The sequence below is a fragment of the Streptomyces sp. NPDC004647 genome, from assembly GCF_040609575.1.
GTDB lineage: Bacteria > Actinomycetota > Actinomycetes > Streptomycetales > Streptomycetaceae > Streptomyces.
Genome location: NZ_JBEXKU010000019.1, coordinates 21,899 through 45,195, shown reverse-complemented (window position 1 = coordinate 45,195; position 23,297 = coordinate 21,899). Strand labels below are relative to the sequence as shown.

Genomic DNA, 23,297 nt, shown 5'->3' with positions numbered 1-23,297 from the left:
CCGCTGAAGCTCACGTTCAGCGGTTGGTCTCAGCGGACCGCCCCCAGGCCGATTTCAGGTGCGCCTGCCCACGTGAAGGTCTCGGAACGTCACTGCGCGGTGGAGCGCGTGACGACATCGATGGTGAACGTGTGAGTGCCGAGGGCGCCGGCCACGCCGAGGAAGAGCAGGGCGAAGTGCTCCTGCCCGCGGGCGGTCTCAATACCGCCGCCTCGTCCAGGCCCGCGACGGGAAGGCCGGTTTGCGGTCGTCCACCGAGCCGGGCGGCAAGCCCAGCCGACCAGGGCGTACGGCGGTACACGTGCCGTCAGGGGGAGTCCTCCGCCGCACCATCGGACGTAGACGGCCGACCGCCCGCGGACCCCGCCGCGGAACGGCGATCGGCGGCGCCCGTCCGCCCGCGACGTTAAACTTACTGGCGAGTAGGGGAGACTCGGGCGGGAGGGGCGACGGTCGTGTGTGCCAAGAGCAAGCGAATGCCGCGGGCGGTGCGGGAGCAGCAGATGCTCGACGCGGCGGTGGAGACATTCGCGCAGCGCGGGTACGGGGCCGCGTCGATGGATGAGATAGCGGTTGTGGCGGGGGTGTCGAAACCGCTGGTCTATCTGTATCTCAACTCCAAGGAGGAGCTGTTCAGCGCCTGCATTCGGCGGGAGGCGGAGGCGCTGGTGGCCGCGGTGCGGGGCGCGGTCGAGCCGGGCGCCCGGTCCGCAGCCCAGCAACTGTGGTGCGGGCTGCGGGGCTTCTTCGCACACACCGCCGCGAACCCCGACGGCTGGGCGGTACTCAACAACCAGGCCCGTACGCAGGGCGAGCCCTTCGCCCGCGAGATCGCCGTCATGCGGGAGGAGATCATCGAGTTGGTGACCAGGCTCATCGCGGCGGCGTCGCGCGAGGCGGGGTACGACCCCGAACTGGCCGGGCGGGAGGTCGCTGGGCTGGCGCACGCGCTGGTGGGCGCAGCCGAGTCACTGGCGGGTTGGGCCAATGCCCCCGGCGGCGACAGCCCCACGTCCAAGGAGGCCGCGGCCACCCTGATGAACTTCGCGTGGGCCGGTCTGGAGAACCTCATGAACGGCCGGCACTGGTCACCGGCACTCTGACTGCCGATTTCGTCGGTCGGTACGGCCGAAGTAGTGACTGCGGCGGGGCTGCGGCTGGGCTGTTGGCCGGCTGGGGCTCCAGCTGTGACGGTGGTTGCGGGCGGCCGCTTGGGCCGTACGGGTGGGAGCCTCCGGCGGGTGACGCCGCGGCCGGCCGCCGCCAGGCCGCTCGAGGTCGGCCGTCGCCTGCGCGCCTGCCCTTGATCCACAGGCTCTCGTACCCGACGAGACGGGCGGGACAGGCAGGAGCCCCGCTCCCCGCCGAGGCGGGGAGCGGGGCTCCTTGGGCACTACGCTTCGACCGCGATCGGTCGAACCCTGAAGATCCGGAGGATCAGACCGGGGTGACGTTCTCCGCCTGCGGACCCTTCGGGCCCTGGGTGACGTCGAAGTTCACGGTCTGGTTCTCCTCGAGAGAGCGGAAGCCAGACGCGTTGATCGCGGAATAGTGGACGAAGACATCGGGGCCGCCGCCGTCCTGGGCGATGAAACCAAAGCCCTTTTCGGCGTTGAACCACTTGACGGTTCCGGTAGCCATAAAGCCCTCCTTGGGCCAAAGGGTTGCCCTGCTCCAGAACCTGCAAGAAGTCTGAAAACTACAAAAGCCTGCGGCGTCACATGCTCCGCAGGCTCTGTACTGCAAGGGAAACCAAACTGCAACTTGCGGCGAGCCTAGCACGCAGTCTTCGGCTCGTGGAAGAGGTGAAGATCACCCGGGTGAGTGGTTTCGCCCGTTCGGCGCAACGCGGCGCGGAGCGCCCGCAAACGGGCCCCGGGGCCGGTCACAGCTGTCCCCAGGGCTAGCCTCACGATGTGGACAATTCTGACCGCACCGCCGCCGGCCCAGTCAGCACCGAAAGCACCCTCAGTGCCTCCGGTCCCGTCAGCACCGGAAGCGCTGACAGCGCTGCCGGTACCGGCAGAATCCCCAGCGCCGCCGGTCCCCCCAGTTCCTCCAGGAACTCCAGTACTTCGAGTGACGCCGACCACCTGGGCACCGCTCGCCCCCTGGGCGCCACCGCCACTGCGGAGGGCCACCGCCGTCGCACCCGGCCCCGGGTCGGCCACATCCAGTTCCTGAACTGCCTGCCCCTCTACTGGGGCCTCGCCCGCACGGGCGCCCTGCTGGATCTGGAGCTGAGCAAGGACACCCCCGAGAAGCTCAGCGAGCAGCTGGTCCGCGGCGATCTCGACATCGCCCCGATCACCCTCGTGGAGTTCCTCCGCAACGCCGACGAGCTCGTGGCCTTCCCCGATCTCGCCGTCGGCTGCGACGGCCCCGTCATGTCCTGCGTGATCGTGTCGCAGGTCCCGCTCGACCAGCTGCACCGGGCACGGGTGGCGCTGGGCTCCACATCCCGTACGTCCGTACGGCTCGCGCAGCTGCTCCTCGCCGAGCAGCACGGCATCGAGCCCGACTACTACACCTGCCCGCCGGACCTCGGCCTGATGATGCAGGAGGCGCAGGCCGCCGTGCTGATCGGGGACGCCGCGCTGCGGGCCTCGCTGCACGACGCGCCCCGTCTCGGCCTCCAGGTCCATGACCTCGGGCAGATGTGGAAGGACTGGACAGGGCTGCCGTTCGTCTTCGCCGTCTGGGCCGCCCGCCGCGACTACCTCGCGCGCGAACCGCGGATCGTACGGAAGGTGCACGAGGCCTTCCTCACCTCCCGTGACGTGTCGCTGGAGGAGGTCGGCAAGGTCGCCGAGCAGGCCGCCCGCTGGGAGGCCTTCGACGCGGAGCTGCTGGAGCGCTACTTCACCACCCTCGACTTCCGGCTGGGTACGGAACAGCTGTCGGGCATCGCCGAGTTCGCCCGCCGCACCGGCCCGACGACCGGCTTCGCGCCGGACGTACGCGTTCAGTTGCTGTCCGGCGAGTAACTCTGCTGCAGTCCGGCGAGTACCTCTGCCGGTGCGCGCACCCGAGTACGCGTATGTACGCGTGCCCGCGCGCGTGCGTACGTGCCGTGAGGGTCGGGCACCAAGGGCAGCCAGGTGGCCCGTACCTCGTACGACGCCCTGGGGCTGGGGTGCCGCGCCAAGGGAGAGCTGGTGACCGCGACGGAGAAGAAGCTGACGCTGCGGGAGACCAGCGACAACTCCGGGGCAGCACCGCTGTGTACGGGCGCACCGGCGACCCTGACTCTCACGTTCGAGGAGATGGGCGTGCTCGCCTACAAGTCGGACGACGAGGCGGGCGGAAGTCCGAGCGCCCGGCTGACGAAGTCAGGTGGCTGACGGGCGGTCGGGTATCCAACCATCCGACCCGTCTGCCGCCCGGTCGCCCCGGTCGCCCGGTCGACCGGACGAACAGATGCCGCACTGGACGGAAGCGTTCACCGGTCAGGCCGGTTCCGGGAACAGACGTGTGTACCGGTCAGGCCCGCTCCGTGAACGGACCCGTACCGAAGAGGCCCGTTCCGCGAACAGGCCCGTTCACCGGACAGGTGTGCTCACGGCCGCCACCGGGCCCATCGGACGCCTGGCGTACGCTGGATCGGTCCGCAAAACGACCCTTCCGGAAGGGACGCCCCGGTGAGCGAGAGCGCCGACCTTCAGTCCGTCCTCGACCGCGCCGCCGACGGTGGCCGTATCACTCCGGAGGAGGCGCTCGGCCTGTACCGGTCGGCCCCGCTGCACGCGCTCGGCGCGGCCGCGGATGCCGTACGGCGCCGCCGCTACGCCGGGACCGAGCACATCGCGACGTACATCATCGAGCGGAACATCAACTACACGAACGTTTGCGTGACGGCGTGCAAGTTCTGCGCCTTCTACGCCCCGCCGAAGAGCGGTGACGGCTGGACCCGCGACCTCGACGACATCCTGCGCCGCTGCGCGGAGACCGTCGAACTCGGTGGCACACAGATCATGTTCCAGGGCGGGCACCACCCGGACTTCGGCGTCGAGTACTACGAGGAGCACTTCGCCGCGATCAAGAAGGCGTACCCGCAGCTGGTGATCCACTCGCTGGGCGCCTCCGAGGTCGAGCACATGGCCCGGATCTCCGGAGTGAGTGTCGAGGACGCCATCCGCCGTATCCACGCCGCGGGGCTCGACTCCTTCGCGGGAGCCGGAGCCGAGCTGCTGCCCGCGCGCCCCCGCAAGGCCATCGCGCCGCTCAAGGAGTCCGGTGAACGCTGGCTGGAGATCATGGAGGCGGCGCACGAGCTGGGTGTCGAGTCCACCTCCACGATGCTCATGGGCACCGGCGAGACGAACGCCGAACGCATCGAGCACCTGCGGATGATCCGCGATGTCCAGGACCGTACGGGCGGTTTCCGCGCCTTCATCCCGTACACCTACCAGCCGGAGAACAACCACCTGAAGGGCCAGACGCAGGCGACGCTCTTCGAGTACCTGCGGATGATCGCCATCGCGCGGCTCTTCTTCGACAACATCGCCCACATCCAGGGCTCCTGGCTCACCACGGGCAAGGAGGTCGGCCAGCTGTCGCTGCACTACGGCGCGGACGACCTCGGCTCGATCATGCTCGAGGAGAACGTGGTGTCCTCGGCCGGTGCCAAGCACCGCTCCAACCGCATGGAGATCATCGACCTGATCCGCGCGGCGGGCCGCGTCCCGGCGCAGCGCGCGACGACGTACGAGCACCTGCTCGTGCATGACGACCCGGCCACCGACCCGGTCGACGACAAGGTCGTCTCGCACCTGTCCTCGACCGCGATCGCCGGCGGCACCGCCCACCCCGAGCTCAAGCTCATCGACGCGAGCTGAGTGCGTCGAGGTTGTTGTGCTGACCATCCACCGGGTTCACGCCGTTCTCCTCACGGAGGACGGCGTGCCGTGCGCCGGGCAGGCGGTTGTCGTCTCCGGTGACCGTTTCGCCGCCATCGGTCCCGCCGAGGAGCTGCTCGCCGAGTACGGGGAGCGGGCCCGGGTCCGCACCTGGGGCGGCGTGCTCACACCGGGACGGTACGAGCCGGACGCCGCCGCTCTGCTGGAGGCCGCGTACTGGCCCGACCCGCGAGAGGCCGACGTACTCGGGACGGAGCCGCTCACCGGGACGGCACTCGATGCCCTGGAGATGACCGACGCCCGTTGGGGTGCGAGCGCCCGGCGCGGGCTGCAACGTCTGCTGACGGCCGGGACCACGGCGATCTCCGGGCCGTTCACCCGGCCCACGGTCCGTACCGCCGTGGAGCGGTCGGGCATCCGGGTGCTGTCCGCCCCGCGTCCGCAGGCGCTGGTCCCCTCCGGGCTCGCCGACTTCGCGGTGTTCGACGAGGAGGGGGTCTGCCTCGTCACGGCCCTGGGCGGCAGACTGCTCCACCGGCGACGCTGACCGCGCGCGGCGCCCCGAGTCAACGGCGTGGCAAGCGTCCACCACATTCGGGTGACGGTACGCGGGACCGCGATCCGTACCCGCGTCCAGACTCGCGTCCATGGGAGCAGTGATGACCGCTGAACGGCCGGTGAAGGCCACCCCGGACACCTGGATGTACCCCCCCAGGGCTGGACGTACGAGCAGGTGAAGGACCTGGAGCTGCCCTTCGAGTGGGAGCTGGTGGACGGAGCGATCGTGGTTCGTGGGATGACGCCGCTCTGGCACAACCTGGTGCGGGACAGGATGTACCACCGACTGGAGAGCGCCAAGCGGGAGCCGTATTCCGTCGCCTCCAAGCAATGCGTGCTCGTGGACGAGAACAACCCCCCGAAGCCGGATGTCATCGTCTACGACAAGCGTGACCTGGACGTCTTCAGCCTCGAGTGCATCCCCGTCGAGAAGGTTGCCCTTGTCATCGAGGTGGTCTCGTCCGGTTCCCGGCAGGACGACCGCATCCGCAAGCCGGGCATGTTCGCCGAGGCCAAGGTGCCGTACTTCTGGCGCGTCGAGCGGGGGCAGGACGATCTTCCCGAGGTGCACGAGCTCTGGTTCCACCACGATCTGGCGATGTACGTCCCGGCGCCCTCGCACCCGATCCCCTCCGGGAAGCTGAAGACGGACGTCCCGTTCCCGTTCGAAGTCGATCTGGCGGGCCTCGTCGAACCCTGAGCACCCCGGTACGGAACAATGGGTCGCGTGACCCGAGCCTCCCTGGACAAGCAGCCGCACGAAGTCGCCGCGATGTTCGACGACGTGGCGGCGAACTACGACCTCACGAACGACGTGCTGTCGCTGGGCCAGGCCCGGCTCTGGCGCAAGGCGGTCGCCCGGGCCGTCGCCGCCCGCCCCGCCGAGCGGATCCTCGACCTCGCCGCCGGTACGGCCACCTCCTCGCAGCCCTTCGTCGCCGCCGGAGCGTACGTCGTCCCCTGCGACTTCTCGCTCGGCATGCTCCGCGAGGGCAAGCGGCGCCACCCCCACATGCCCTTCACCGCGGGCGACGCGACGAAGCTCCCCTTCGCCGACGCGTCCTTCGACGCGGTCACCATCTCCTTCGGGCTGCGCAATGTGCAGGACACGGATCAGGCCCTCGGTGAGCTGCTGCGGGTCACCAAGCCCGGCGGGCGGGTGGTGATCTGCGAGTTCAGCCACCCCACCTGGGCACCGTTCCGCACGCTCTACACCGAGTACCTGATGCGTGCGCTGCCGCCGGTCGCGACCGCGGTCAGCAGCAGCCCGGACGCGTACGTGTACCTCGCCGAGTCGATCCGCGCCTGGCCGGACCAGCCCGCGCTGGCCGCCCGGCTGCAGAAGGCCGGCTGGTCGAAGGTCGCCTGGCGCAATCTGACCGGTGGCGTCGTGGCGCTGCACCGCGCCGTACGGCCGTGACGGACACGGACTACCAGGCCGTACTGGAGGAGGTCGCGGCGGACATCGCACCGCGGATCGGCCAGGGCCGGCCTGCCGGGTACATCCCGGCCCTGGCCGACGTGGACCCGCGGCGCTTCGGGATGGCACTGGCCGATGTGGACGGGCAGGTGTACGGCGTCGGGGACTGGGGAGAGCCGTTCTCCACGCAGAGCATCACCAAGGTCTTCACCCTTGCACTCGCGCTGGCCCACGGCGGCCACAACCTCTGGCAGCACGTGGGACGGGAGCCGTCGGGCAACCCGTTCAACTCGCTGGTGCAGCTGGAGTACGAGAACGGCATTCCGCGCAATCCCTTCATCAACGCGGGCGCCCTGGTCGTCACGGACCGGTTGCTCGGTATGACCGGCGACGCCCGCGGCGCACTGCTGGAATTCCTGCGGGCGGAGAGCGGCAACGAGGCAGTCGACTTCGCCCCGCATGTCGCCGAGTCCGAGGCCGCTCACGGTGAACGCAATGCGGCACTGGCCTACTTCATGGCCAGCTGCGGCAACATGCTCAATCCGGTGCCCGCCGTTCTCGATCACTACTTCTGGCAGTGCTCGATCGAGATGAGCTGCGGCGACCTGGCGCTCGCCGGGCGATTCCTGGCCCGGCACGGGCTGCGCGCGGACGGCTCGCGACTGCTGTCGTCCAGCGAGGCCAAGCAGGTCAACGCGATCATGCTGACCTGCGGTACGTACGACGCGGCGGGCAACTTCGCCTACCGGGTCGGGCTGCCGGGCAAGAGCGGGATCGGCGGCGGGATCATCGCGGTGCTGCCGGGGTACGCCACGCTGTGCGTCTGGAGCCCGGGCCTGGACGAGCACGGCAACTCCGTCGCCGGGGTCGCGGCTCTGGACCGCTTCACCACACTGACCGGCCTGTCCGTCTTCTGAGCGCGGAGCGGCTGCTGAGCCGCGCCGGCCTGCTGGTCTTCTGAACGCGGAGCGGCCGCTGAGTAGCGCCCTGGGCGGGTCATCCGACGACCGGCAGTCCCCGTGCCTCCTTGATCCGCTTCATCACGATCTGCGAGTTCACCTCGGTCACCCCCGGCAGCGCGGTGATCCGCTCGATCCACAGCCGCTCGTACGAGTCGATGTCGGCGACCGCGATCCGCAGCAGGCAGCCGGGGCTGCCGAAGAGCCGGTACGCCTCCACGACGTCCGGCAGCTCCTGGAGCGCCGCCTCGAACGCCTCCACCGTCTCGCGGTCCCGCTGCACCTCCACCGAGACCAGCACCTCGAACCCGCGCCCGACCGATGCCGGATCGACGACGGCCCGATAGCCGTGGATCACCCCGTCCTGCTCCAGATGCCGCACCCGCCGCAGGCATGGCGAGGGTGTCAGCCCGACACGATGGGCGAGCTCCTGGTTCGTCAGCCGGCCGTCCTGCTGCAGCTCACGCAAGATGTCACGATCGATTCGGTCCATACTTGCAATTATCTGCCACAGATAGCAACGAGCATGTGAATATTCGCCATCGGATTGCAGGCATAATTGCCTATTCTTGTTCGTTAGCCCTGCGAGAGCCTACGGAGTCCGCGGCGGTGTGCGGCGGTCGGCGGAGGACCAGCGGAAGCGGCAGCAGCAGAAGAAGCAGCAGCAGTAGCGGAAGCAGAAGCAGTAGCGGATGACCAGGGGAAGAGGGTGAGCAGGACATGCGACGAGTCGTCGTGGTGACCACCGGCGGGACGATAGCCAGCCGCTGGCAGGGCAATGGGTATGCCGCCGACGCGGCCGGACAGGACGTGCTCGCCACGGCTGTCCTGCCCGAGGGCGTCCAGACCCGGGTCGTGGACCTGTTCACCGTCAACAGCCCCCGGCTGACCACCGCCCACCAGCTCGCCCTGCTGCGCGCGGTCCACGAGGTCCTGGAGGACCCGGCGGTCGACGGCGTGGTCGTCACCCATGGCACCGACACCCTCGAGGAGTCGGCCTTCCTGCTGGACCTGCACCACGGTGACCGCCGCCCGGTCGTCCTCACCGGCGCCCAGCGCCCGTTGGAGTCCGTCGACGGCGACGCCTCCAGTAACCTCTACGACGCGCTGCTCACGGCCTCGAGCGTCCAGGACCTCGGCGCCCTCGCCGTGTTCGCGGGCCGGGTGCACGCCGCCCGCGGCACGGTGAAGACCCAGACCGTCGCCATCGACGCCTTCGCCGACCCCTCGAACGACCCGGTCGGCAAAGTCGGCTTCGGCCGCGTCCAGGTGCTGCGGCGCCCCGAGCGTCCCGAGCCCCTCGCTCTTCCGCCCGTGGGCACCCGGCTGCCGCGCGTCGACATGGTCATGCACCACAGCGACGCCGATCCGCTGCTCTTCGAGACGGCGGTGGAGGCGGGGGCGCAGGGGATCGTGCTCGTGGCGACCGGCGCGGGCAACGCAACGCCCGAATTCACCGAGGCGGTGACACGGGCCGTCTCCCGCGGCGTGCTCGTCGCGCTGACGACCCGGGTCCCGGCCGGCCCCATCACCCCCATCTACACGGGTGGCGGCGCCGTGGACCTGATCGAGGCCGGCGCCGTACCGACCGGCACGCTGCGGGCGGGACAGGCCCGGATCGCCGTCCTCTCCGCGCTGATGTCCTCCCCGTACCGGGCGGAGCGCAGCGCCACCCTCCACCGCATCGCGGCACCCGGCACGGTGGCCGTCCCGGTCTGAGGCCGGGGTCCGCGGCCTGCCGTCCGGGCGCTTGCCGTCCGGCGCTTGCCGTCTCGCGCCCGGAGTCAGCCGTCGGGCGCCCGCCGTTTCGCGTCCGGAGTCCGCCGTCCGGCGCCCGATGCCCGGCGTCCGGCGTCTGATGTCGACCCCCGGTGGGGACTTCTTCTGCCAGGCAGCCGTGCTCGGCAGCGCACGGCGCCTGTTGCGTTCCCACGCTCTCGGCACGGCGGGGACCTCGGTGTTGACGTACCCGGTGCTGTCCCCGCCGGGATACGACCGGCCCGGAGAGGCCTCCTGCTGTGCGGTCGCGCCAAGTGCTCGTTCTAGACTGCGGACGTCCCCGCCGTCCCCGCAGAGAGCACCAGCCGAGAGCACCAGGAGTGCCGACGTGACCGACACCGCCCTCAGCGAGCACAGCGCCGACGTGATCGTCGTCGGAGCCGGGCCCGCCGGATCCACCACCGCGTACTACCTCGCGAAGGCCGGTCTCGACGTCCTCCTGCTGGAGAAGACCGCGTTCCCCCGCGAGAAAGTCTGCGGCGACGGCCTCACCCCGCGCGCCACCAAGCAGCTCGTCTCGATGGGCATCGACATCTCCGAAGAGGCCGGCTGGTTGCGGAACAAGGGCCTGCGGATCATCGGTGGCGGTGTCCGCCTCCAGCTCGACTGGCCCGAGCTCGCCTCGTACCCGAACTACGGACTCGTGCGGAAGCGGGACGACTTCGACGAGCAGTTGGCCGGGCAGGCGCAGAAGGCGGGCGCGCGGCTGTACGAGCGCTGCAACGTCGGCGCTCCGGTGCTCGACACCCGTACGGGCCGGATCACGGGCGTTCAGGCCAAGCTCGGTGAGGAGAAGACCCCGGTCACCTTCCACGCGCCCCTCGTGGTCGCGGCGGACGGCAACTCCACCCGTCTGTCGCTGGCGATGGGCCTGCACCGGCGCGAGGACCGTCCGATGGGTGTGGCCGTACGGACGTACTTCACCTCACCCCGGCACGACGACGACTACCTGGAGTCCTGGCTGGAGCTGTGGGACCGGCGCGGCGGGCAGGAACGGCTACTGCCCGGCTACGGCTGGATCTTCGGCATGGGCGACGGCACGTCCAACGTCGGCCTCGGAGTGCTCAACACCTCCGACTCCTTCAAGGAGCTGGACTGGCGCGAGGTCCTCAAGGCCTGGTGCGCGTCGATGCCGGAGGACTGGGGCTACACCCCCGAGAACATGACCGGCCCCATCCGCGGCGCCGCGCTTCCGATGGCGCTCAACCGGCAGCCGCACTACACCAAGGGCCTGCTTCTGGTGGGCGATGCGGGCGGGCTGGTCAATCCGTTCAATGGCGAAGGCATCGCGTATGCGATGGAATCGGGCCAGACTGCCGCGGACGTCATCGTCCAGGCGCATGCCCGCTCGACTCCGGCGCAACGCGAACTGGCCCTCCAGAACTACCCGAAGATCCTCAAGGACACCTACGGCGGGTATTACAACCTCGGCCGCGCCTTCGTGAAGCTGATCGGCAATCCGAAGGTCATGAAGGTCGCGACGCAGCGCGGTCTGACGCATCCGCTGCTGATGAAATTCACGCTGAAGATGCTCGCCAACCTCACGGAGCCGACGGGCGGCGACGCGATGGACCGGATCATCAACGGCCTGAGCAAGGTGGCCCCCAAGGCGTAGCCGCGATTACGCGGACCCGAACCCTCGTTGAGTCAGCCGAAACAACGGATTCGGCTGACTCAACGAGGGTTCGGCGCTCTGGCTTTGCATAAAGAAATGCGGGGCAGGGGACGCCGGTAGCGCCGATTCACCGGCTCGGGTCCCGCTTGCATCGGCGCGATGGCGTCCTGCGCAAGCCTCTCACCGGCCGTTTTCGCTGTTCCCGCCGCTTGCTCCGATTTCGTCGATTTGGGCGTTCTGGGCGCACTAGTGGCTGTCATACGCTTCGTACGCTTTTCGCTGCGTAATTCTCGTCACACGTGGCGCTCAATCAGCCCCCTGGTTACGCCCCGTGTTTCAAGGGTCGCCCTGCGAAGCTACGCTAGGCCGCTGGCTGATTTCGACAAGGGCATTGCCAGGAAGGGGTGTTGAGTGTGACGAATCCCAAGAATCACGATCCGTCGTTACCCAGGGCGTTCTATGGAGCAGAGTTACGGCGCCTCCGTGAGGCTGCCGGAATGTCACAGGACAAGCTCGGCGAGCAGCTGTTCTGTTCGGGCGCCTACATCGGCCAGATCGAAGCGGCTGCCCAGAAGCCGCAACTGGAAGTGGCCGAGCGACTGGACCGAGTGCTGAACACGGACGGTTCTCTCGCCCGGATGTGCCGGGTGGTCAACAGATCACGGCACCCCGAGTACTTCGCGGAAGCCGCCGACCTCGAGTCCGGGGCGGAGACCATCAGCGAGTACGGCCCGATGGTGGTGCCCGGTCTCCTCCAGACGGAGGCGTACGCCCGGGCCCTGACCCGCGCCGCCCATCCGTTCGCACCGCAGGAGGAAGTGGAGGGGCACGTGGCGGCCCGCCTCGACCGGGCCCGCATCCTCGACGACCCAACAGGCCCGGAACTATGGGTGATCCTTCATGAGGCGGCGCTCCAAGTGCAGGTGGGCGGCTGCGCGGCCATCCGGGAACAGCTTGCTCACATCGTGGACTCGGCGTGCTCGAACCGCGCGCTGGTGCAGGTGCTTCCCGACTCGGCGGGGGCACACGCGTTTGTGAACGGGATGGTGTCCCTCATGACGTTCACCGACTCCCCGCCTGTGGCGTACGTCGAGGGTGCCCACATCGGCCAACTGGTGGACGATGCGGAAGTGGTCGCCCGATACCAGAGGTCTTTCGATCTCGTCAGGGCAGCCGCACTGTCGCCGGAGGCATCTCTCACCTTGATCGAAATGGCGGCGGAGGAGCACGCGAGATGAGTAACGCGCACGATGTGAGCACAGCTGTCTGGCGCAAGTCCTCGTACAGCAACGGCGAGGGAGGCAGCTGCGTCGAGGTCGCCGACGGCTTCCCCGGCGTCAGGCCCGTACGGGACAGCAAGGACCCGTACGGGCCGGCACTTGTCTTCGACGAGGGCGCGTGGACCGCATTCGTCTCCGGCGTGAAGGCGGGAGAGTTCCCCACGCTCTGAAGTGATCCCCGTCCGTGGCCGCTCTCCGGGTGTTCGGCGGGTGGTGGGCAGTGGGCGGTGGGCGGTGGGAGCGGGGCGGCGATGGACCGGATCACAACGGGCTGAGCACGGAGGCCGTGTCGGGTCCGTGTTCATGACGATGCGCCGCGGCTGCGCAGGGCGGCGTAGCGCGGGGGCGTGACGCCCAGATGGCGTGTGAAGTGCCGGTTCAGGTGGGGCTGGTCATGGAACCCCACGGCCGTGGCGACGGCGGCCGGGGCAGGCCGGCGAGCAGCAGCCGACGCGCCCGGTCGATGCGCTTGCCCGTCAGGTAGGTATGCGGTGGAAGGCCGTAGGTCTGCTTGAAGCAAGGGATGAGGTGGGTGGGGTGGGCGTGAAGTATCGCGGTCGCCTCCTGGAGAGTGATCCCGGTAGGTACCCGTGAGTCCAGTAGCTCGCGCAGCGACCCGGCAAGTCGACTGGCCTCGCAGCCCGGTGACGTGGGGCCGGAACGCGGTGAGACACGCCGCCGTCGGTCATGCGGGATCCGGACGTCGGACTGAGCTGTTGGCCGTACGGACCGCAGAGGATCCGACCCCTGCGCCTCGGGGCAAGCGGCGTACAGCACACTCCGCATGTCGCCCTGCCGCCGCTGCCCGCACCCGGTGTGGCGCCTCCCTGTACCTCCCGCCGCCTCCCGGCTCCTCTCCTCCTCGGACATGGCGAAGGGCCCGACCAGTCCGGAAAAGTCCGGAAACTGGTCGGGCCCTTCGCCCTATCTGACGACAATCCTGCCAACGGCTGAGCCTCGGGAGGCCGGGCTCTCAGGAACCGCGCCGCCTCGTGCAGGCGTACCTGTCTTGGATCGTGCAGCAGTCGGCTCAGAGAACGCGCGTCGCCGAGGTCGGCGGGTAGTCGCTGAGGTTCTGCTTCACAACGCCCTTGCTGGGATTCGCGGCATCGATGTACTGACCGTCCCCTGTGTAGACAGCCACGTGGTACGCGCTGCCCACGCCGCCCCAGAACAGCAGGTCTCCCGGCTTCAGCGCGTCCAGCGACACCGGAGTTCCGGTGGTCGACTGGTCCTGCGAGACGCGCGGCAGGTCGACGCCCGCGGTCCGGAACGCAGCCTGCGTCAGGCCCGAGCAGTCGTACGCCGAGGGGCCCGTCGCGCCCATGACGTACGCCTTGCCCAGCTGCGCCTCGAGGAAGGACATGACGGCGGCGGCACTGCCCGTGGCAGAGGAGGAGGCGGTGCTCAGTGTGGTGCGCTCCGCGGAGCGGGAAGCGCGCTCCTCCGCCTTCTTGGCCTTGGCCGCCTCCGCCTTGCGCTCGGCCTCGGCCTTGCGCTCAGCCTCCTGCTTGGCCTTCTTCGCCGCCTTGCGGGCGGTGTCGGCGGCCCGGTCCTGCTGTTCCTTGAGCTCGGACCGCTGCTCGTAGTCGAGCGCGGCCTGCTGGGTGGCTGCGGTGGACTTCGCGGCGGCACCGGCGAGCTCCGCGGTCACCGTGGGCAGTTCCACGGTGTCGGAGACGGGCTCGGCGGCGTTTGCGGAGCCGGTGGCCGCGCCGACCACCAGGGTGCTGAGGACGCCGCCGGCAACGCCCGTGCGCAGCATCCAGGTGCTGGCGGTGCGACGGGGTTTCCGGCGGCTGGGTATGTGAGCGGTGTGGGACATGGCTCCACGGGTACCAGGGGGTCGCGGTTGTCTTCAAGAAACGTGTGTTGCGCCACATTTGGCGCGTACGCGTCGAGAATTCCCCTCATCGATCTTGGATAAGGCAATTCCGCGCGGAGGGCTCGGCTCCGGTCATATGCATGGTCAAGGCGTTTCATCGATTCGCCCGAATTGCTCGTTGCCTACCACCACCTACGGTCAGTGGCCAAGGACGGCATTCTCCGGCGGGGAAGCGGCGTGGGATACCTAACAGATTGCCGAGGGTTTGAACGTGGGACGCCGTACGTGAACGAATGCACGTACTTGCGATCTTGAAGGCTTGAATCCGCCCTTTCGGCGCTCTTGTCCGGACCCCTCGCCCGCATCCCTCGCACCCGTGGATCCCGACTGGATCGTCCCCGGATCATGCGTGCACCCCCGCTGATCACCGGCCGGTCACGCGTATCTATCAGTTGTCGACGTCCATCGCGAACTTGCTTCCAGCCCCTCGATTTGCTAGTTCCGCACCTCGCTGACCAGCGGTAACCGCGGAATGCGTCACACTTCGTAACCACTCGAACGCTTCGCGTATGAAGATCGCCGGCCCTCCGCCTACATGATCATTCGTCAGGTGGTGAAGATCACAAACTCGTTGACCGACCCCGTGTCGCAGATCACAGACCAGGAGGCATAGGATGCAGACGACTCGGGCTTGTGAACTGCCTCACATACGCACGATCTTCATGGAGGCAGGGTGCACGTCCAGTCGCGGTCCGCAGTCATCGTCGACTGGAAGGAGCGAGGGCGTGAACGCCTATGCGCCAATCCTCGTGCTGGGCGCCCTCGGGGCAGGCTTCGCGATCTTCTCCGTGGTCATGGCCACCCTCATCGGCCCCAAGCGGTACAACCGGGCCAAGCTCGAGGCGTACGAGTGCGGCATCGAGCCGACCCCGCAGCCGGCCGGCGGCGGGCGCTTCCCGATCAAGTACTACCTGACGGCGATGCTCTTCATCGTCTTCGACATCGAGATCGTCTTCCTCTATCCCTGGGCCGTCACCTTCGACGCACTGGGGCTGTTCGGGCTCGTCGAGATGCTCCTCTTCGTGCTCACCGTCTTCGTCGCCTACGCCTATGTCTGGCGCCGCGGCGGCCTGGATTGGGATTAGGGGGCCAGGAGCCAACTCATGGGAATCGAAGAGAAACTGCCGAGCGGCTTTCTGCTGACGACCGTGGAGCAGGCGGCGGGATGGGTGCGCAAGTCATCCGTCTTCCCGGCCACTTTCGGTCTCGCCTGCTGCGCCATCGAAATGATGACGACCGGGGCAGGACGCTACGACCTGGCCCGCTTCGGCATGGAGGTCTTCCGCGGCTCCCCGCGGCAGGCGGACCTCATGATCGTGGCCGGGCGGGTCAGCCAGAAGATGGCGCCGGTGCTGCGGCAGGTCTACGACCAGATGCCGAACCCGAAGTGGGTCATCTCGATGGGCGTCTGCGCCTCTTCCGGCGGGATGTTCAACAACTACGCGATCGTGCAGGGCGTCGACCACATCGTCCCCGTCGACATCTATCTGCCCGGCTGCCCGCCCCGCCCCGAGATGCTGCTGGACGCCATCCTCAAGCTCCACCAGAAGATCCAGGGCGAGAAGCTCGGGGTCAACCGCGAAGAGGCGGCCCGCGAGGCCGAGGAAGCTGCGCTCAAGGCTCAGCCCCTCATCGAGATGAAGGGGCTGCTGCGGTGAGCGAGGCACTCCGGACGGCCGGATCCCGGACGGCGCCGACGCCCGTATGCGCGCGCCGGGCGGGCGGCGTTGCCCGCGACGGAGCAGCCCGCGACGGAGCGGTCCGCGCCGACGTCGTCAGCAGCCGCAGGCGCGGCGAAGCGAAGGAAGGGGGCGCGCGATGAGCGAGCCGGACGCCAACGGCGTCAACCCCGACAAGGACCTCAACGCCCAGAACCTGCCGGGCCAGCGCGGTGACCACGGTGAGGTCATCGGCACGCGCCGCGGCATGTTCGGTGCGAGCAACGGCGGCGACACCTCCGGTTACGGCGGACTCGTACGGTCCGTACGGCTGCCCGGTGCGGCCACGCGCCCGTACGGCGGGTGGTTCGACGAGGTGGCGGACGAGCTGGAGGGCGCCCTCGAGGAGCAGGGCCTGGCCCCCGGGAACGCCATCGAGAAGACGGTCGTCGACCGTGACGAGCTGACCTTCCACATCGCCCGCGAGCATCTTCCGCGCGTCGCCAAGACGCTGCGCGACGACCCCGCCCTGCGATTCGAGCTCTGCACGGGCGTCAGCGGCGTCCATCTCCTCGGTGACACCGGGCGCGAGCTGCACGCCGTCTACCACCTGCGCTCGATCACCCACAACCGGCTGATCCGCCTCGAAGTGAGCGCCCCGGACGCCGACCCGCACATCCCGTCGATCGTCGAGGTCTACCCGACCAACGACTGGCACGAGCGTGAGACCTACGACTTCTTCGGCATCGTCTTCGACGGCCACCCGGCGCTGACGCGGATCATGATGCCTGACGACTGGCAGGGCTTCCCGCAGCGGAAGGACTACCCGCTCGGCGGTATCCCCGTCGAGTACAAGGGCGCCACCATCCCGGCTCCCGACCAGCGGAGGTCGTACACCTGATGGCTACTCCCCACGCGCAGCGTTCCGAGGAAACGTCCCACGCCACCCCGCGCGAGACGACCGAAGGCACCGTCTACACCGTCACCGGTGGCGACTGGGACGAGGTCGTGGCCGCCGCCTCCAAGGCCGACGACGAGCGGATCGTCGTCAACATGGGCCCGCAGCACCCCTCCACACACGGCGTGCTCCGGCTCATCCTGGAGATCGACGGCGAGACGGTCACCGAGGCCCGCTGCGGTATCGGCTATCTCCACACCGGCATCGAGAAGAACCTCGAGTACCGGACGTGGACGCAGGGCACCACCTTCGTCACGCGCATGGACTACCTGACGTCGTTCTACAACGAGACGGCGTACTGCCTGGCCGTGGAGAAGCTGCTCGGCATCGAGGACCAGATTCCCGACCGGGCGACGATCATCCGCGTGCTGCTGATGGAGCTGAACCGTCTCTCCTCCCACCTGGTGTGCATCGCCACCGGCGGTATGGAGCTCGGCGCCACCACGATCATGATCTACGGCTTCCGGGACCGCGAAATGGTCCTGGACCTCTACGAGCTGATCACCGGCCTGCGGATGAACCACGCGTACATCCGGCCCGGCGGCCTCGCCCAGGATCTGCCCCCGGGCGCGGTGGACGCGGTGCGCGAGTTCATCAAGAAGATGCGCAAGAACCTGCCGGAGTACGACAAGCTCGCCACCGGCAACCCGGTCTTCAAGGGCCGGATGCAGGACGTCGGTTACCTCGATCTGGCCGGCTGCATGGCCCTCGGCGCGACAGGCCCGATCCTGCGCTCCGCCGGACTGCCGCACGACCTCCGCAAGACCCAGCCGTACTGCGGTTACGAGACCTACGACTTCGACGTCCCGACCGCCGACAGCTGTGACTCCTACGGGCGCTTTCTGATCCGTCTGGAGGAGATGCGGCAGTCGCTGCGGATCGTCGAGCAGTGCCTGGACCGGCTGGAGCCGGGACCCGTGATGGTCGGCGACAAGAAGATCGCCTGGCCCGCGCAGCTCGCGCTCGGACCGGACGGGCTGGGCAACTCGCTCGACCACATCAAGAAGATCATGGGCACCTCGATGGAAGCCCTGATCCACCACTTCAAGCTGGTCACCGAGGGCTTCCGGGTCCCGCCCGGCCAGGTGTACGCGGCCGTGGAGTCACCCAAGGGCGAGCTGGGCGTGCATGTGGTCAGCGACGGCGGCACGCGCCCGTTCCGGGTCCACTTCCGCGATCCGTCCTTCACCAACCTGCAGGCCATGGCGGCGATGTGCGAAGGCGGCCAGGTCGCCGACGTCATCGTCGCAGTGGCGTCCATCGACCCCGTGATGGGAGGCGTCGACCGGTGACCGCCACTCCAGCCAGTGAAAACGTGCGGTTGGGTATGCCGCAGATGCCCGCGCCCGACTACCCGGCCGAAGTACGGGCCCGGCTCGAGGCGGACGCGCGCGAGGTGATCGCCCGCTACCCCGACAGCCGCTCCGCGCTGCTGCCGCTGCTGCACCTCACACAGTCCGAGGACGGGTACGTCACCCGTACCGGAGTCCGGTTCTGCGCCGAGATGCTCGGCCTCACCACCGCCGAGGTCACCGCGGTCTCCACCTTCTACTCGATGTACCGGCGCAAGCCGTCCGGCGACTACCAGGTCGGCGTCTGCACGAACACGCTGTGCGCGGTGATGGGCGGCGACGCCATCTTCGAGGAGCTGGGGGAGCACCTGGGCGTCGGAAACGGTGAGACCACCGAGGACGGAAAGGTCACCCTCGAGCACATCGAGTGCAACGCGGCCTGCGACTTCGCGCCCGTGGTGATGGTCAACTGGGAGTTCTTCGACAACCAGACGCCGGAGTCCGCCAAGCAGCTGGTGGACGATCTCCGGGCCGGCCGGGAGGTCGCGCCGACCCGCGGCGCGCCGCTGTGCACCTACCGGGACACCGCGCGCATCCTCGCCGGCTTCCCGGACGCCCGGCCCGGCGCGGTCGAGGCCACCGGCGGCGCCGGTCACGCCTCGCTCGTCGGCCTGCGGCTGGCCAAGGGCGAGGACGCCCCCGGCCGCATTGTCTCGCCCCGCTCCGCGCCCGCCGAACGGACCGAGGACGTGCCGGCCGGCGGGAAAGAGGCCCCCGGGACGCACCCGAGCTCGCACGACGCCCCGCAGGAGACGTCCGCGTCAGACCCCGAGCACCCGGCCGGACCGGTGTCCGAGGAGGGTGAGTGATGACCGTGTCAACCGAACATGGGGGCACCTCCCAGCCGGAGGCCGGGGGAGAGACCAGCGCCGAGAAACTGCTCTCGCCCGTGCTCTCGGCCTTCTGGGACCAGCCTCAGTCCTGGACGCTGCAGACCTATCTCCGGCACGACGGCTACGAGGGACTGCGCAAAGCCCTGGCGATGCCGCCGGACGACGTCATCGCCCTGGTCAAGGACGCCGGTCTGCGGGGCCGCGGCGGCGCGGGCTTCCCCACCGGCATGAAGTGGCAGTTCATTCCGCAGGGCGACGGAAAACCGCACTACCTCGTGGTCAACGCCGATGAATCCGAGCCCGGCACCTGCAAGGACATCCCGCTCCTCTTCGCCAACCCGCACTCGCTCATCGAGGGCATGGTGATCGCCTGCCACGCCATCCGCTCGAACCACGCGTTCATCTATCTGCGGGGCGAGACCGTGCCCGTACTGCGCCGGCTGCACCACGCGGTCGCCGAGGCGTACGAGGCCGGCTATCTCGGCAAGGCCGCGCACCGGCGTAAGAAGCTCGGTCTGGACAGCCTCCCCGACCTCGACATCACCGTGCACGCGGGCGCCGGGGCGTACATCTGCGGTGAGGAGACCGCCCTGCTCGACTCGCTAGAGGGCCGTCGCGGACAGCCGCGGCTGCGGCCCCCGTTCCCCGCGGTCGCCGGTCTCTACGCCTGCCCCACCGTGGTGAACAACGTCGAGTCCATCGCCTCGGTTCCCTCGATCCTGCACAGGGGCAAGGACTGGTTCCGCTCGATGGGCAGCGAGAAGTCCCCCGGCTTCACGCTCTACTCGCTCTCCGGCCACGTCACGACCCCGGGCCAGTACGAGGCCCCGCTCGGCATCACGCTGCGGCAGCTCCTCGACATGAGCGGCGGCATCCGCAAGGGCCACCGGCTGAAGTTCTGGACGCCCGGCGGGTCCTCCACCCCGCTGCTCACCGATGAGCATCTGGACGTCCCGCTCGACTACGAGGGCGTGGGCGCGGCCGGTTCGATGCTCGGCACCAAGGCCCTGCAGTGCTTCGACGAGACGACCTGTGCCGTACGGGCCGTGACCCGCTGGACCGAGTTCTACGCCCATGAGTCCTGTGGCAAGTGCACGCCCTGCCGCGAAGGCACGTACTGGCTGGTCCAGTTGCTGCGCGACATCGAGGCGGGCAAGGGCCGGGCCGAGGACCTCGACAAGCTGAACGACATCGCCGACAACATCAACGGCAAGTCCTTCTGCGCCCTCGGCGACGGCGCCGCGAGCCCGATCTTCTCCTCGCTCAAGTATTTCCGCGCGGAGTACGAGCAGCACGTCACCGGCCGGGGCTGCCCCTTCGACCCGGCGAAATCCACTGTGTGGGCAGACGAGAAGAACCCCCACCGGGAGGTGCACGCATGACTGAGCTGCTCGGGCCGGACGGCGGCTCCGCCGCGGGGCGCCCCACCGCGGGCGTGCCGCAGGCCGACGACTTCCACCTGGAGGTGCACGCATGACCGTCACCACGTCTGCCCCCTCCGGGGGAGGGCACGCGGCCGTGCCGCCGGAGGACCTCGTATCCGTCACCATCGACGGCATCGAGATCTCCGTCCCCAAGGGGACCCTGGTGATCCGCGCGGCCGAGCTGCTCGGCATCGAGATCCCGCGCTTCTGCGACCACCCGCTGCTCGACCCCGCGGGCGCCTGCCGCCAGTGCATCGTCGAGGTCGAGGGCCAGCGCAAGCCCATGGCATCCTGCACGATCACCTGTACGGACGGGATGGTGGTGAGGACTCAACTCACCTCGCCCGTGGCCGAGAAGGCCCAGCGCGGGGTGATGGAGCTGCTGCTCATCAACCACCCGCTCGACTGTCCCGTCTGCGACAAGGGCGGCGAGTGCCCGCTGCAGAACCAGGCGATGAGCGCCGGGCAGTCCGACACCCGCTTCGAGGGCAGGAAGCGGACGTTCGAGAAGCCGGTTCCGATCTCGACGCAGGTGCTGCTGGACCGCGAGCGCTGCATCCTGTGCGCCCGCTGCACCCGCTTCTCCAACCAGATCGCGGGCGACCCGATGATCGAGATGCTGGACCGCGGTGCCCTGCAGCAGGTCGGCACCGGCGAGGGCGACCCCTTCGAGTCGTACTTCTCCGGCAACACCATCCAGATCTGCCCCGTGGGTGCCCTCACCTCGAAGGCCTACCGGTTCCGCTCCCGCCCGTTCGACCTGGTCTCCTCGCCGAGCGTGTGCGAGCACTGCTCGGGCGGATGCGCGACCCGTACGGACCACCGGCGCGGCAAGGTCATGCGCCGCCTCGCCGCCGACGACCCCGAGGTCAATGAGGAGTGGCTGTGCGACAAGGGCCGCTTCGCGTTCCGCTACGCGCAGAGCCGGGACCGGCTGTCCACCCCGCTGCTGCGGAACGCGGCGACCGGTGAACTGGAGCCCGCCGGCTGGCCGGAGGCCCTGGACGCCGCGGCCAGGGGGCTGGCGGCGGCGCAGGGCCGTGCCGGCGTCCTGACCGGCGGCCGGCTCACCGTCGAGGACGCGTACGCCTACGCCAAGTTCGCCCGCGTCGCGCTCGACACCAATGACATCGACTTCCGGGCCCGCGTCCACAGCGGCGAGGAGGCGGACTTCCTCGCCTCGCGCGTCGCCGGGCGCGGCCGGGACCTCGACGGCACCGGGCTGACGTACACCGCGCTGGAGAAGGCCCCGGTGGTGCTGCTCGTCGGATTCGAGTCCGAGGAGGAGGCGCCCGGCGTCTTCCTGCGGCTCCGCAAGGCGAACCGCAAGCACGGCCAGCGAACCTTCGCCCTCGCCACACACGCCACCCGCGGCCTGACCAAGGCGGGCGGCGTCCTGCTTCCCGCCGCGCCGGGCACCGAGACCGAATGGCTGACCGCGCTGGCCCAGGCACCCGACGGGAGCCCGGGAAAGAAGACGGGACAGAGCGCGGGACCGTCGATTCTGCTGGGCTACGGGCAGGAAGCCGCCGAGGCCCTGCGCACCGAAGGCGCGGTGATCATCGTCGGCGAGCGGCTCGCGGCCGTGCCCGGCGCGCTGACCGCCGCCGTACGGGCCGCCACCGCGACCGGCGCCACGCTCGTATGGATCCCGCGCCGGGCAGGCGAGCGCGGCGCTATCGAGGCGGGCGCGCTTCCCGGGCTGCTGCCCGGCGGTCGCCCGGCCACCGACCCGCGCGCCCGCGAGCAGGTCGCCGCCGCCTGGGGCGTCGCCGGACTCCCGCACCGGCACGGCCGCGACACCGGCCAGATCATCGATGCCGCGGCCACCGGGGAGCTGGCCGCCCTACTGGTCGCGGGCGTCGAGGTCGCCGATCTGCCGGACCCGGACCGCACGCTCCGGGCGCTGGACGAGGTCGGCTTCCTGGTCAGCCTGGAGCAGCGGCCGAGCGAGGTCACCGACCGTGCGGACGTGGTCCTTCCGGTCGCCGCCGTCGCCGAGAAGGCGGGCACCTTCCTCAACTGGGAGGGCAGGGCCCGCCCGTTCGAGGCGGCACTCAAGCCGGAACAGTCGACCCGCGGACACCTCATCCCGGACGCGCGCGTGCTGCACATGCTGGCCGACGCACTCTCCGGCACCGCGGGTGCCGGAGGGCGGGGCCGCCTCGGGCTGCCGGACGTACAGGCGATCCGCAGAGAACTGGACCGGCTCGGAGGGTGGGACGGCCCGCCCGCCGTCGAGCCCATGGGGCACCCGCGGCCGGTGCCGCGCCCCGGCGCGGGGGAGGCGGTCCTCGCGGGCCACCGGCTCCTGCTCGACCAGGGCCGTCTCCAGGAGGGCGACGAGGCGCTCGCCGGAACCCGGCACGAGGCCGTGGCCCGCCTCTCCCCGGACACCGCCGCTCAGACGGGAGTCGGCGAGGGCGGAATGCTCGCTGTGACCGGCCCGGCCGGAACCGTAGAACTGCCGCTCCGGATCACGCAGATGCCGGACCGGGTGGTGTGGCTGCCGCTGAACTCCGTCGGACGTGGTGTCGCGGCGGACACCGGGGCGCGCCCCGGTGAACTCGTCCGGATCGGTGCGGGAACCGCCCCGGCGAGCCCGGATACCGTCACGGACCCCGGACCGGGCACGGATCCCGTCACAGATGCCGGACCGGGCACGGACGCCGGGCAGCGGGCGGCGGACACCGACTCACCGGAGGTGCGATCGTGAG

At 69.5% G+C, this 23,297-nt stretch carries 22 protein-coding genes and 1 pseudogene; 19 read left to right on the top strand and 4 right to left on the bottom strand.

Going from position 1 to position 23,297, the window contains the following annotated elements:
* Positions 1-89 precede the first annotated feature (89 nt).
* Positions 90-209: pseudogene (locus ABZW18_RS11165) on the bottom strand (oxidoreductase); the annotation flags it as partial.
* Between the two features lie 267 nt (positions 210-476).
* On the opposite strand from ABZW18_RS11165, the gene ABZW18_RS11160 reads away from it, so the two are divergent.
* Positions 477-1,103, top strand: coding sequence for a TetR/AcrR family transcriptional regulator (locus tag ABZW18_RS11160; protein WP_356185393.1), 627 nt, complete (start codon positions 477-479; stop codon positions 1,101-1,103).
* A gap of 334 nt (positions 1,104-1,437) precedes the next feature.
* Here the strand turns inward: ABZW18_RS11160 and ABZW18_RS11155 are convergent, their stop codons facing one another.
* A complete protein-coding gene (locus ABZW18_RS11155) occupies positions 1,438-1,641 on the bottom strand; it encodes a cold-shock protein (RefSeq protein WP_019707740.1) in 204 nt (67 codons plus the stop codon).
* A 470-nt stretch (positions 1,642-2,111) separates the two neighbouring features.
* Between ABZW18_RS11155 and ABZW18_RS11150 the strand changes: the two genes are divergently transcribed.
* From ABZW18_RS11150 to ABZW18_RS11120, 7 genes are all read left to right on the top strand, one after another.
* On the top strand, positions 2,112-2,987 hold the full coding sequence (locus ABZW18_RS11150; protein WP_356185390.1) for a menaquinone biosynthesis protein: 876 nt from the start codon (positions 2,112-2,114) through the stop codon (positions 2,985-2,987).
* A 114-nt stretch (positions 2,988-3,101) separates the two neighbouring features.
* Complete coding sequence (locus ABZW18_RS11145; RefSeq protein WP_356185260.1) at positions 3,102-3,344, top strand: hypothetical protein; 243 nt, start codon at positions 3,102-3,104, stop codon at positions 3,342-3,344.
* A gap of 297 nt (positions 3,345-3,641) precedes the next feature.
* Positions 3,642-4,838 (top strand): cyclic dehypoxanthinyl futalosine synthase, encoded by a 1,197-nt coding sequence (gene mqnC / locus ABZW18_RS11140; protein ID WP_356185256.1) that lies wholly within the window; start codon positions 3,642-3,644, stop codon positions 4,836-4,838.
* 16 nt (positions 4,839-4,854) lie between these two features.
* Positions 4,855-5,406: a hypothetical protein gene (locus ABZW18_RS11135; protein WP_356185253.1), complete on the top strand. Its 552-nt coding sequence runs from the start codon at positions 4,855-4,857 to the stop codon at positions 5,404-5,406.
* Positions 5,407-5,592: 186 nt separating this feature from the next.
* Positions 5,593-6,117 (top strand): Uma2 family endonuclease, encoded by a 525-nt coding sequence (locus ABZW18_RS11130; RefSeq protein ID WP_356185250.1) that lies wholly within the window; start codon positions 5,593-5,595, stop codon positions 6,115-6,117.
* 27 nt (positions 6,118-6,144) lie between these two features.
* Positions 6,145-6,837 (top strand): demethylmenaquinone methyltransferase, encoded by a 693-nt coding sequence (locus ABZW18_RS11125; protein ID WP_356185247.1) that lies wholly within the window; start codon positions 6,145-6,147, stop codon positions 6,835-6,837.
* Positions 6,834-7,754, top strand: a complete 921-nt coding sequence (locus tag ABZW18_RS11120) for a glutaminase (protein ID WP_356185244.1) — start codon at positions 6,834-6,836, stop codon at positions 7,752-7,754. The genes ABZW18_RS11125 and ABZW18_RS11120 overlap by 4 nt, the downstream gene beginning before the upstream one ends.
* Positions 7,755-7,833: 79 nt before the next feature.
* On the opposite strand, the gene ABZW18_RS11115 is transcribed toward ABZW18_RS11120, so the two are convergent.
* Positions 7,834-8,289, bottom strand: a complete 456-nt coding sequence (locus ABZW18_RS11115; RefSeq protein WP_356185241.1) for an Lrp/AsnC family transcriptional regulator — start codon at positions 8,287-8,289, stop codon at positions 7,834-7,836.
* Positions 8,290-8,516: 227 nt separating this feature from the next.
* Here ABZW18_RS11115 and ABZW18_RS11110 point away from each other — a divergent pair, with 227 nt between their 5' ends.
* The 4 genes from ABZW18_RS11110 (at position 8,517) to ABZW18_RS11095 (ending at position 12,640) form a co-directional block, all read left to right on the top strand.
* Positions 8,517-9,515 carry an asparaginase gene (locus ABZW18_RS11110; RefSeq protein ID WP_356185238.1) on the top strand — a complete coding sequence of 333 codons (999 nt, stop codon included), beginning with the start codon at positions 8,517-8,519 and terminating at the stop codon, positions 9,513-9,515.
* 388 nt (positions 9,516-9,903) lie between these two features.
* Positions 9,904-11,190: a geranylgeranyl reductase family protein gene (locus tag ABZW18_RS11105; protein WP_356185236.1), complete on the top strand. Its 1,287-nt coding sequence runs from the start codon at positions 9,904-9,906 to the stop codon at positions 11,188-11,190.
* A 404-nt stretch (positions 11,191-11,594) separates the two neighbouring features.
* Positions 11,595-12,428: a helix-turn-helix transcriptional regulator gene (locus ABZW18_RS11100; RefSeq protein ID WP_356185233.1), complete on the top strand. Its 834-nt coding sequence runs from the start codon at positions 11,595-11,597 to the stop codon at positions 12,426-12,428.
* Entirely contained in the window at positions 12,425-12,640 is a 216-nt protein-coding gene (locus ABZW18_RS11095; RefSeq protein WP_356185231.1) for a DUF397 domain-containing protein, read from the top strand. Before ABZW18_RS11100 ends, ABZW18_RS11095 begins: the two co-directional genes overlap by 4 nt.
* Before the next feature lie 860 nt (positions 12,641-13,500).
* Here the strand turns inward: ABZW18_RS11095 and ABZW18_RS11090 are convergent.
* Positions 13,501-14,295 (bottom strand): C40 family peptidase, encoded by a 795-nt coding sequence (locus ABZW18_RS11090; RefSeq protein WP_356185228.1) that lies wholly within the window; start codon positions 14,293-14,295, stop codon positions 13,501-13,503.
* Positions 14,296-15,080: 785 nt separating this feature from the next.
* Here ABZW18_RS11090 and ABZW18_RS11085 point away from each other — a divergent pair.
* From ABZW18_RS11085 to ABZW18_RS11055, 7 genes are all read left to right on the top strand, one after another.
* The gene (locus ABZW18_RS11085) at positions 15,081-15,440 is read left to right on the top strand and encodes an NADH-quinone oxidoreductase subunit A (RefSeq protein WP_356185225.1); all 360 of its coding nucleotides are present in this window, start codon (positions 15,081-15,083) and stop codon (positions 15,438-15,440) included.
* Between the two features lie 18 nt (positions 15,441-15,458).
* Complete coding sequence (locus ABZW18_RS11080; RefSeq protein WP_356185223.1) at positions 15,459-16,013, top strand: NADH-quinone oxidoreductase subunit B family protein; 555 nt, start codon at positions 15,459-15,461, stop codon at positions 16,011-16,013.
* Positions 16,014-16,173: 160 nt separating this feature from the next.
* The gene (locus ABZW18_RS11075) at positions 16,174-16,914 is read left to right on the top strand and encodes an NADH-quinone oxidoreductase subunit C (RefSeq protein WP_356185221.1); all 741 of its coding nucleotides are present in this window, start codon (positions 16,174-16,176) and stop codon (positions 16,912-16,914) included.
* On the top strand, positions 16,914-18,263 hold the full coding sequence (locus ABZW18_RS11070; protein WP_356185219.1) for an NADH-quinone oxidoreductase subunit D: 1,350 nt from the start codon (positions 16,914-16,916) through the stop codon (positions 18,261-18,263). Before ABZW18_RS11075 ends, ABZW18_RS11070 begins: the two co-directional genes overlap by 1 nt.
* Positions 18,264-18,298: 35 nt before the next feature.
* Positions 18,299-19,132: an NADH-quinone oxidoreductase subunit NuoE gene (gene nuoE, locus ABZW18_RS11065; protein WP_356185387.1), complete on the top strand. Its 834-nt coding sequence runs from the start codon at positions 18,299-18,301 to the stop codon at positions 19,130-19,132.
* Positions 19,132-20,538 (top strand): NADH-quinone oxidoreductase subunit NuoF, encoded by a 1,407-nt coding sequence (nuoF, locus tag ABZW18_RS11060; RefSeq protein WP_356185216.1) that lies wholly within the window; start codon positions 19,132-19,134, stop codon positions 20,536-20,538. Before nuoE ends, nuoF begins: the two co-directional genes overlap by 1 nt.
* A gap of 91 nt (positions 20,539-20,629) precedes the next feature.
* Positions 20,630-23,296, top strand: coding sequence for an NADH-quinone oxidoreductase subunit G (locus ABZW18_RS11055; RefSeq protein WP_356185214.1), 2,667 nt, complete (start codon positions 20,630-20,632; stop codon positions 23,294-23,296).
* Position 23,297: the final 1 nt, after the last annotated feature.

Excerpts from the sequence above, each read along its gene's own strand:
- nuoE (WP_356185387.1), top strand. The coding sequence starts at position 18,299 with ATGCCGCAGATGCCCGCGCCCGACTACCCGGCCGAAGTACGGGCCCGG.
- ABZW18_RS11055 (WP_356185214.1), top strand. The coding sequence starts at position 20,630 with ATGACCGTCACCACGTCTGCCCCCTCCGGGGGAGGGCACGCGGCCGTG.
- ABZW18_RS11080 (WP_356185223.1), top strand. The coding sequence starts at position 15,459 with ATGGGAATCGAAGAGAAACTGCCGAGCGGCTTTCTGCTGACGACCGTG.
- ABZW18_RS11070 (WP_356185219.1), top strand. The coding sequence starts at position 16,914 with ATGGCTACTCCCCACGCGCAGCGTTCCGAGGAAACGTCCCACGCCACC.
- ABZW18_RS11090 (WP_356185228.1), bottom strand. The coding sequence starts at position 14,295 with ATGTCCCACACCGCTCACATACCCAGCCGCCGGAAACCCCGTCGCACC.
- ABZW18_RS11110 (WP_356185238.1), top strand. The coding sequence starts at position 8,517 with ATGCGACGAGTCGTCGTGGTGACCACCGGCGGGACGATAGCCAGCCGC.
- ABZW18_RS11115 (WP_356185241.1), bottom strand. The coding sequence starts at position 8,289 with ATGGACCGAATCGATCGTGACATCTTGCGTGAGCTGCAGCAGGACGGC.
- ABZW18_RS11155 (WP_019707740.1), bottom strand. The coding sequence starts at position 1,641 with ATGGCTACCGGAACCGTCAAGTGGTTCAACGCCGAAAAGGGCTTTGGT.
- ABZW18_RS11095 (WP_356185231.1), top strand. The coding sequence starts at position 12,425 with ATGAGTAACGCGCACGATGTGAGCACAGCTGTCTGGCGCAAGTCCTCG.
- ABZW18_RS11075 (WP_356185221.1), top strand. The coding sequence starts at position 16,174 with ATGAGCGAGCCGGACGCCAACGGCGTCAACCCCGACAAGGACCTCAAC.
- nuoF (WP_356185216.1), top strand. The coding sequence starts at position 19,132 with ATGACCGTGTCAACCGAACATGGGGGCACCTCCCAGCCGGAGGCCGGG.
- ABZW18_RS11160 (WP_356185393.1), top strand. The coding sequence starts at position 477 with ATGCCGCGGGCGGTGCGGGAGCAGCAGATGCTCGACGCGGCGGTGGAG.